This window comes from Arsukibacterium sp. (assembly GCF_036735525.1).
In the GTDB taxonomy this organism is placed as follows: domain Bacteria; phylum Pseudomonadota; class Gammaproteobacteria; order Enterobacterales; family Alteromonadaceae; genus Alishewanella.
The window spans coordinates 52,329-61,943 of sequence record NZ_DAINOE010000010.1; the positions used below are offsets into that span (position 1 = coordinate 52,329).

Genomic DNA, 9,615 nt, shown 5'->3' on the forward strand with positions numbered 1-9,615 from the left:
ATCTAAAATTCAAAACGTAAAAAACATAGAATACCAAATCTAACGGCCATCAATACCAGTAATAGGTTCAACCGTTTCCCACTGCTGACAGGAGGGACAGAGCCAATACTGCTGCCGGGTTTTAAAGCCACAATTGCGGCAACTGTAAAGCACCTTACTGGCAAGATAAGCATTGACCAGATCTTCTACCTGAGACAGCACTTCGGCAGCAACCGGTGATTGTTGCTGACGCAGCTGTAATAGCTTTTGGAATAAGCGGATACTTGGCTGTTGCCGCAGTTTATCCAATAAAAAATGCTCAGCCGCTTTTGACGAGCCATGTTCATTTAACCAGTCAGCCAGGTAGATGCGGGCACTGATATTTTGTTGTTTCTCGGCAAGAGTAGTCAGTAACTGATACCACTCATCAGCCGTAAACTCGCATTGTGCCAATAAGGGCAGTACCTCGGCACTCCATTGTGGCTTTTGCTGTAATAGCGCTAATAAGCAATGCTTTGCCTGTGTATGCTGTTGCTGAGCTAAATATAATGTTGCCAATTCAAAACGAGGCCGCACGGACATTGGGTAGGTATCAGACAACTGCTGCCAGGCAATACTGTTGTCAGTAGCGTTAGCTGGCGTATCAGTAATGGCTTCAACCTTAGTTATGCTAGCTAATAAAGCTTCACTTTGAATATTGGCCAGCGCTATACGTAAGCTTTTTGATTGGGTTTTTTCTACCTGCGCGGTTAAGGCTACGGCTTTATGCCAGTCGTGGGTGGCGACAAAAATACTAAATAACTGTTTTAATACCTGTTCGCGTAACAGGTCAGATTTAACTAATTCCTGCAGTAATTTTTCAGCCCGATCGAAAATGCCAGCGGAGAAATAATCTTTTGCCAATTCAAATTGAATTTGCTGCGCCTGCGGCTTGGGTAGCGATAATTGATGCAGTTTTTCATGGATACGAATGGCTTTATCCCAGTCGCCTTTGCGGCGGAATAAATTGGCTAGTGCCAGATAGGTGTCGATGGTAGCGGCTTCAATGTCCAACAGTTCAAGTAGTTGCTCTATGGCTTTATCTTCTTGATCCGTTAATAAAAAATTTAAACCAGAGGATAAATTACGGGTCACATTGGCGCGACCTTTTAACTCGCTGTGTTTAGCACTATTTCTGCCCATAAACCAACCGTAAGCGGCGGCAACGGGTAATAACAGAAATAGCAGCTCTGGCATAATGTCAGGATTTAGCGAGTTTGTGGCGTGACGCCTGGCGTAGTCGCCGACCTAACGCATATAAGGCTGCGAGCAGCAGCCCCAGCAGTACGCCCAGTACTAAAAAGAGTACAGCGACATCAACAACGCGTAAAGGAAAGGAAATGACGAGCAGATGTAATTCAGTCATCTGCTGGTTAATAGAACCAAAAATGATACCGCTGATAGCGACAACAACAATAACGATCAAAAACAACAATTTGCGCAACGTAAACTCCATGCGGTTGGTCGCTCACTGCGGCAAGCAGAGCGCTCAGGTGTTGTCTTTCACCCGATCACGTAATTCTTTACCCGGCTTGAAATGCGGTACATGTTTACCGTCCAATTCAACTTTATCACCGGTTTTAGGGTTACGACCTATCCGTGGTGCGCGATAATGCAGTGAAAAGCTGCCGAAGCCGCGAATTTCAATGCGTTCGTTAGATGATAGTGATTGTGCCATCTGTTCAAGAATTTCTTTAACAGAGGCCTCAACATCCTTGACCTGAATATGTGGGAAATCAGTGGCTAGCTTTTCAATCAATTCAGACTTGGTCATAGACCCTCCTGTTTCATCACCGGATAAAACAAGCAGGAGGCAGATGCCCCCTGCTTGTGTGCAATTAATCCTGCTTTTGTGCAGCCTTAAATGCTTCAGCCATGGCGTTACCACCAAAGTCAGCTTCTTGCTGCTGCTTGGTATTCACAGTATCCATTGCTTCTTTTTCTTCAGCTTCGAATTTAGCTTTGATTGACAGGCTGATTACGCGGTTTTTGCGATCCACACCCATTAAACGAGCTTCAACTTCTTCGCCAACTTTCAGTACGGTTGATGCATCTTCAATACGCTCACGAGCGATATCAGACACACGAACATAACCTTCAACTGCACCTTCTAACATTACAGTAGCGCCTTTAGCGTCAACGGCAGTGACTTCACCTTTAACGATAGCACCTTTTTTGTTGTCAGCAAGGTAACCATTGAACGGATCTTCATCCAGTTGTTTGATACCTAAAGAAATACGCTCGCGCTCTGGGTCAACTTGTAACACAACAGCGTGTACTTCGTCGCCTTTCTTGAATTCACGAACCGCTTCTTCGCCAGTGGCGTTCCAGCTGATGTCAGATAAGTGAACCAGACCATCGATGCCGCCATCTAAACCGATGAAGATACCGAAGTCAGTGATTGACTTGATCTTACCGCTTACGCGATCACCCTTGTTAAAGCCCTTAGCGAACTCTTCCCATGGGTTAGCTTTACACTGTTTCAGGCCTAAAGAAATACGACGACGTTCTTCATCGATTTCCAGTACCATAACTTCCACAGAATCACCAAGGTTAACAACCTTAGATGGGTGGATGTTTTTGTTGGTCCAGTCCATTTCAGAAACGTGTACTAAGCCTTCTACGCCTTCTTCGATTTCTACGAAGCAGCCGTAATCAGTCAGGTTAGTAACGCGACCAGTGATGCGAGCACCTTCCGGGTAACGTGAAGCGATAGCTGCCCACGGATCTTCGCCCATCTGTTTCAGGCCTAAAGATACGCGTTGCTTCTCGCGGTCGAATTTCAGTACTTTTACTGGAATTTCGTCGCCAACGTTAACGATTTCACTTGGGTGCTTAACGCGTTTCCATGCCATATCAGTGATATGCAGTAAGCCGTCAACGCCACCTAAGTCAACGAATGCACCGTAGTCAGTCAGGTTCTTAACGATACCTTTAACTTCCATGCCTTCTTCTAAGGTTTCTAACAGCTGATCACGTTCCTGGCTGCTTTCAGACTCGATCACCGCACGACGTGATACCACCACGTTGTTACGCTTTTGATCAAGTTTGATTACTTTGAATTCCAATTCTTTGTTTTCCAGGTGCAGCGTGTCGCGTACAGGACGCACATCTACTAATGAACCTGGCAGGAATGCACGAATACCGTCAACTTCAACCGTAAAACCGCCTTTAACTTTACCGGTAATAATACCAATAACGGTTTCTTTATCTTCGCAAGCTTTTTCCAGGCGAACCCAGGCTTCATGGCGCTTAGCTTTTTCACGAGATAATAAGGTCTCACCGAAACCATCTTCGATAGCGTCCAGCGCTACGTCAATGATGTCACCCACGCTGACTTCGATTTCACCGCTCAGAGATTTGAACTGTTCAACCGGGATAGCTGCTTCAGACTTCAGGCCGGCATCGACCATAACAACATCTTTTAATACAGCAACAATAGTACCTTTAACAATGGCACCTGGGCGGGTTTCGATGGTTTTGAGGCTTTCCTCAAAAAGTTGTGCAAAATTTTCAGTCATATTTCACTTTTTCAGTTAAGTGCGCCACAGAACATCATGTTCATATGGGGTTGCTAAGTTAACCGTTAAGCATCCTTGTTAACGGTTGTCCAAAATGTGGTTAAGGTTTAACTCACACTGACAGTTGCTTATCAAGCAGCAGCTGCCACGCCTCTTCCATCACTTGTTCAATAGATTTATTGGTCGAATCCAGCATATAGGCATCCGCGGCCGGTTTTAATGGCGCCGTTGCACGATTCATATCGCGCTCATCCCTAGCCTGGATTTCGCTCAAAAGGTCGCCGATATTAACATCTAAGCCCTTTTGTTTCAACTCTAAATAGCGGCGCTGCGCCCGCTCCTGCGGATCGGCAGTTAAAAATATTTTAACTTCTGCCTGAGGAAAAACGACGGTGCCCATATCACGGCCATCGGCCACTAGACCTGGCGTTTCAGCAAAACTGCGTTGCCGGCGTAATAAGGCTTCGCGTACTCGTGGTAGAGAGGCAATTTTGGATGCGACATCGGCTACTTCCTGAGTACGAATGGTATGAGACACATTCTCACCTTCCAGGGTGACTTTGGTATTACCTTGCTCGTCAGGGCTAAATTGCACATCAAGATGTGCCGCTAAGGGTTGAAGCGCTTCTTCGTCAGTGGGATCAATCTGGTGGTGCATCGCCGCTAAGGCTAACACCCGATAGATGGCGCCACTGTCGAGTAAATGCCAGCCAAGTTTTTGTGCAAGCAGCCGACTTACGGTGCCTTTACCTGAACCACCAGGTCCGTCTATGGTGATTACCGGTGCATACTGTGGCATTCAACCTCCTATTAGCTTATTCAAATGGGGTGACTCAAAACGGCGCTATTATACAGCTTTTTGTGACAAAAGCTGTGTTTAGTTGATGATGCGATACCAATAACGCGCACCCTTGAGGGTAACGCGTTATCATTTAGTTAGCGAGAAAGTTGCAAAAACCGTTGAAAATAATCAGGAAAGGTCTTAGCCGTACAATCCGGATCTTCGATGGTTACCGCGGTATCGCTAAGCGCAACCAACGAAAAACACATTGCCATTCTGTGATCGTTATAAGTAGCAATGCTGGCATGCGTCAGCGTGGCCGGTGGGCTGATTTTTAAGTAATCCTCACCTTCTTCTACCTCAGCCCCGACTTTTCTCAGCTCCGTTGCCATGGCTGCCAAGCGGTCAGTCTCCTTTACCCGCCAGTTATACACATTGCGGATCACCGTAGGTCCTTTGGCAAACAACGCCGTTGTCGCAATGGTCATAGCGGCATCGGGTATCGCATTATAGTCACGGTCAATGCCATGTAGTTGATTACGCGTTACGGCGATATAATCATCACCCCAGTCTACTTCTGCCCCCATCGCTTGCAGGGCATCGGCAAAATGAATATCGCCTTGCACCGCATGCTGGCCAATACCGGTAACTTTTACGGTGCCACCTTTGATGGCGGCGGCGGCTAAAAAGTATGAGGCAGAGGACGCATCGCCCTCAACCAACCATTTACCGGGCGACTGATATTGCTGCTTACCTTTTATAATAAAACGCTGATAACCTTCATTGGTCACACTGACCCCAAAGCGTTGCATTAACGCCAAGGTAATATCAATGTAAGGCTTGGATACCAAATCGCCGATAATCTCAATCTCACTATCACCCTCTAGTAACGGGGCAGTCATCAATACGGCGGTTAAAAACTGACTGGAGACACTGCCGTCAATTTTTACCTTACCGCCGTTAAGGGTTTTACCGACAATCCGCAGTGGCGGATAGTCAGCATTAGCCAGATACTGAATATCCGCTTGCCACTGGGCTAAGGCATCGACTAAATGACCTATTGGCCGCTCATACATGCGTGGTTCACCAGTAAGGGTCACATCCACCTGCGAGCCGGCCAGCACTGCGGTTAGTGGCCGCATGGCGGTACCGGCATTGCCTAAAAACAGCTCAAGCGGCTCAGCCTTGTTGAACAGCCCGGCTAAACCCTCGACCTGGCATTGTGTGCGGCACTCCGATAAACGGTAATTCACGCCAAGCATGGTTAAAGCAGTTAGCATATGGCGCACATCATCACTGTCGAGTAAATTGCTGATATCGGTGCAGCCTTTGGCCAGCGCCGCTAATAACAAAACCCGGTTAGAAATGCTTTTTGATCCAGGTAAATGGACTTCCCCGCTGATGCTGGCTATAGGTGCTAAGGTCAGCGTTTTCATCCGTGCACCCGCTCAAATTCTTGCATAAAGCTGACCAGCGTTTGTACGCCCGCTAATGGCATCGCATTGTATATACTGGCCCGCATACCGCCCACCATGCGATGGCCTTTTAGCGCCAACAAACCATGGGTTTCGGCCTGCTCAACAAAGGCATCGTTTAAACGCTCATCTGCCAGAAAAAAGGGTACATTCATCCAAGAGCGATAACGCCGGTCGACGTCATTACTGTAAAAATCACTTTTATCAATATAATCATATAATAATGATGCTTTTTGCTGGTTACGTGTTGCCATTGCGCTAACGCCACCCTGTTGTTTTAACCAGCTAAATACTAAACCGGCCAGATACCAGGCAAAGGTAGGCGGAGTATTAAACATACTGTCATTTTCAGCGGCTAGCCGGTAATCCAGTACCGAAGGAATAATGGCATTTTTTGCTGGTAATAAGTCTTCACGTACTATGGCCAGGGTTAAGCCTGAGGGGCCGATATTTTTTTGCGCACCGGCGTAAATCACGCCATAGCGGCTGACATCAATAGGTCTTGATAAAATGGTTGATGATAAATAGGCTACCAGCGGACTTTGACTGTCAGGTAACCCGGTAAATTCAATGCCATCAACCGTCTCATTCGGACAGCAATGCACATAGGCCGCCCCCGGCGTTAACGCCCAGTCAGCCGGAGCAGTAATGCTGCGCAAGCCCTGTTCAGTGGTATGGCGAATATCCAAAACCTTAAGCTGGCCATATTTCTGGCCCTCTTCTACCGCTGATTTCGACCAGGCGCCAGAAACCACATAGTCGGCGGTCTGGCCAGGCTGCAACAGGTTAAGCGGCACTGCAGAGAACTGGCCGCGGCCGCCGCCATGCATAAACAGCACCTTGTAATTCGCAGGAATCGCCAGTAAGTCACGTAAATCCTGTTCAGCTTGCTCAGCTACTTTAATAAAAGCTTTGCTACGATGGCTTATTTCCATCACAGAGCAGCCACGCTGCTGCCAGTTAACAAATTCCTGTTGCGCTTGTTGCATGACTGCCTCTGGCAACATCGCCGGGCCAGCACAAAAATTAAAAGTGGTCATCTATTACTACTCGCTCCTGGGTTACTGATAATTGAACTGGCCTTGGGATGCGATCTGTGATCGTCTGTATTGTTATACTTAGTCATACTGATATTTTCTGCTATAGCGTAAAAACAAAACGAGCGCCAAGGCGCCCGTTTTAGTGGTGTTACGACTCGCTGCTATCATCCTGGGCTAACTGGCTGTCCTGCACCTCTGGTACGCTTACTGTATCAGTGGTGTCAGCATCGGTTGGCTCAGTATCAAGAATGGCGTCTTCAACCTGAATTTCGTCAATTTTGGCCACACCCACTACTTTTTCCTGCTCCTGCGTACGGATCAGGATCACGCCCTGGGTATTACGGCCCACTTCCGATACTTCTTTAACGCGGGTACGCACTAATGTCCCTTTGTTAGAGATCATCATGATTTCATCGGTATCGCTAACTTGCACCGCACCGACCACCAGACCATTACGCTCAGAGACTTTAATAGAGACTACACCCTGAGTAGCACGGCTCTTCGCCGGGTATTCCGTTAAAGCAGTACGTTTGCCGTAACCATTTTCGGTGACTGTTAATACAGCACCCTCGCCTTTAGGAATAATCAGCGATACCACAGAGCCACCTTCGCGTAACCGGATACCCCTTACGCCTGTTGCGGTTCGGCCCATTCCACGCACCTGATCTTCGGTGAAGCGCACGACCTTACCATCATCAGAGAACAACATGATTTCGTTGCTGCCGTCGGTAATATCGACACCAATCAGGTGATCGCCTTCATTCAGATTAACGGCAATAATACCGTTGGCGCGCGGCCGCGAGTATTCCGTCAGCGCGGTTTTCTTCACAGTGCCATTGGCCGTGGCCATAAACACATATTTGCCTTCTTCATATTCACGTACTGGCAGAATAGCGTTAATACGCTCACCTTCTTCCAGCGGTAACAGGTTTACTATAGGTTTACCACGGGCGGTACGGCTGGCCAGCGGTAATTGATATACCTTCATCCAGTACAAACGACCGCGGTTAGAGAAACATAAAATGGTGTCATGGGTGCTGGCAACCAGCAATTTGTCGACAAAGTCTTCATCTTTAACCGTGGTTGCTGCTTTACCGCGGCCACCGCGACGCTGAGCTTCATAGTCAGACAATGGCTGATATTTGGCATAGCCCAGATGCGACAGGGTTACCACGACATCTTCTTCGGTGATTAAGTCTTCCATATTGATATCCAGCATATTATCCTGAATATCGGTACGGCGGGCATCACCATATTGTGCTTTGGCAGCTTGCAACTCTTCGCAGATCACTTCCATTAAACGCTCCGGGCTAGCCAGAATGTGTAATAGCTCAGCGATCAGTGCTAACAGCTCTTTATATTCGGCCAGAATTTTTTCATGTTCCAGGCCGGTTAATTTGTGTAAGCGTAAATCAAGAATGGCTTGTGCTTGCTGCTCGGTCAGGAAATAAAAACCATCCCTGATGCCAAACTGCTCTTCCAGCCATTCAGGGCGGGCGGCATTCTCACCGGCCCGCTCCAGCATTTCACTGACACCACCCAGTTTCCAGCCGCGGGCCACTAAGCCTGCTTTGGCTTCAGCCGGGCTGGCTGAGGTTTTAATTAATTCAATAATTTCATCTATATTGGCCAGCGCAACAGCCAGGCCTTCTAAGATGTGTGCGCGATCGCGGGCTTTACGTAAATCGTATACGGTACGACGGGTTACCACTTCTCGCCGGTGCAAAATAAAGCATTGCAGCATTTCTTTCAGGCTTAACAGTTTGGGCTGGCCATCGTCCAGCGCCACCATGTTAATACCGAATACGGTTTGCATCTGCGTGTTAGCATACAGCTGGTTTAACATCACATCAGATGATTCACCACGTTTGAGCTCAATAACGATACGCATACCGTCTTTATCAGACTCATCCCGCAGCGCAGAAATACCCTCGATACGTTTTTCTTTTACCAGCTCGGCAATTTTCTCAATTAAGCGGGCTTTGTTTACCTGATAAGGCAGCTCATGGACAATAATGGTCTCACGGCCGGTTTTCTCGTCAGTTTCAATAAAGGTTTTACTGCGGATATACACCTTGCCACGGCCGGTACGATAGGCTTCTTCAATGCCTTTACGGCCATTGATAATAGCGGCTGTCGGGAAATCCGGGCCGGGGATAAACTGCATTAATTCATGCAGTGCTATATCCGGGTTTGCAATCATCGCTAAACAGCCGTCAATCACTTCATTTAAGTTATGCGGCGGAATATTAGTGGCCATACCTACGGCAATACCGGAGGAGCCGTTAATTAATAAATTAGGGATCTTGGTCGGTAAAACCGCTGGTATTTGTTCTGTGCCGTCATAGTTAGGCACAAAATCAACGGTTTCTTTATCCAGATCGGCCAGTAACTCATGGGCGATCCGCGCCATTCTCACTTCGGTATAACGCATGGCGGCGGCAGAGTCACCGTCAATAGAACCAAAGTTACCCTGACCATCTACCAGCATATAGCGCAGTGAAAAGGGTTGTGCCATCCGTACTATCGTATCGTAAACAGCACTGTCACCATGCGGGTGGTATTTACCTATTACGTCACCTACCACACGGGCAGATTTTTTGTAAGCTTTGTTCCAGTCGTTACCCAGTTCCTTCATGGCAAAGAGTACGCGGCGATGCACCGGCTTTAAGCCGTCACGTACGTCTGGTAAGGCACGGCCAACAATAACGCTCATGGCGTAATCGAGGTAGGAGTTTTTTAGTTCGTCTTCTATATTGATCGGAACTATTTCTTTGGCC

8 protein-coding genes are annotated in these 9,615 nt (G+C 47.6%); all 8 read right to left on the bottom strand.

All coding sequences use genetic code 11. The features are described from left to right. Positions 1–39: 39 nt before the first annotated feature. Positions 40–1,215, bottom strand: coding sequence for an N-acetylglucosaminyl transferase (locus V7D78_RS03570; protein WP_333607056.1), 1,176 nt, complete (start codon positions 1,213–1,215; stop codon positions 40–42). Between the two features lie 4 nt (positions 1,216–1,219). Further along, positions 1,220–1,462: a DUF1049 domain-containing protein gene (locus V7D78_RS03575; protein ID WP_333607057.1), complete on the bottom strand. Its 243-nt coding sequence runs from the start codon at positions 1,460–1,462 to the stop codon at positions 1,220–1,222. A gap of 45 nt (positions 1,463–1,507) precedes the next feature. Then, positions 1,508–1,792 carry an integration host factor subunit beta gene (ihfB, locus tag V7D78_RS03580; RefSeq protein ID WP_217669596.1) on the bottom strand — a complete coding sequence of 95 codons (285 nt, stop codon included), beginning with the start codon at positions 1,790–1,792 and terminating at the stop codon, positions 1,508–1,510. 64 nt (positions 1,793–1,856) lie between these two features. Next, a complete protein-coding gene (gene rpsA / locus V7D78_RS03585; protein ID WP_442886495.1) occupies positions 1,857–3,539 on the bottom strand; it encodes a 30S ribosomal protein S1 in 1,683 nt (560 codons plus the stop codon). 112 nt (positions 3,540–3,651) lie between these two features. Then, positions 3,652–4,338: a (d)CMP kinase gene (gene cmk / locus V7D78_RS03590; protein WP_333607058.1), complete on the bottom strand. Its 687-nt coding sequence runs from the start codon at positions 4,336–4,338 to the stop codon at positions 3,652–3,654. Positions 4,339–4,475: 137 nt separating this feature from the next. Further along, positions 4,476–5,756: a 3-phosphoshikimate 1-carboxyvinyltransferase gene (gene aroA, locus V7D78_RS03595; RefSeq protein ID WP_333607059.1), complete on the bottom strand. Its 1,281-nt coding sequence runs from the start codon at positions 5,754–5,756 to the stop codon at positions 4,476–4,478. Then, positions 5,753–6,835: a 3-phosphoserine/phosphohydroxythreonine transaminase gene (serC, locus tag V7D78_RS03600; RefSeq protein WP_333607060.1), complete on the bottom strand. Its 1,083-nt coding sequence runs from the start codon at positions 6,833–6,835 to the stop codon at positions 5,753–5,755. The genes aroA and serC overlap by 4 nt, the downstream gene beginning before the upstream one ends. 148 nt (positions 6,836–6,983) lie before the next feature. Further along, on the bottom strand, positions 6,984–9,615 hold a 2,632-nt coding region (gene gyrA, locus V7D78_RS03605; protein WP_333607061.1), incomplete at its 5' end, for a DNA topoisomerase (ATP-hydrolyzing) subunit A.

Coding starts and splice junctions, on each gene's coding strand:
- V7D78_RS03570 (WP_333607056.1), bottom strand. CDS start 1,215: ATGCCAGAGCTGCTATTTCTGTTATTACCCGTTGCCGCCGCTTACGGT.
- ihfB (WP_217669596.1), bottom strand. CDS start 1,792: ATGACCAAGTCTGAATTGATTGAAAAGCTAGCCACTGATTTCCCACAT.
- rpsA (WP_442886495.1), bottom strand. CDS start 3,539: ATGACTGAAAATTTTGCACAACTTTTTGAGGAAAGCCTCAAAACCATC.
- cmk (WP_333607058.1), bottom strand. CDS start 4,338: ATGCCACAGTATGCACCGGTAATCACCATAGACGGACCTGGTGGTTCA.
- aroA (WP_333607059.1), bottom strand. CDS start 5,756: ATGAAAACGCTGACCTTAGCACCTATAGCCAGCATCAGCGGGGAAGTC.
- serC (WP_333607060.1), bottom strand. CDS start 6,835: ATGACCACTTTTAATTTTTGTGCTGGCCCGGCGATGTTGCCAGAGGCA.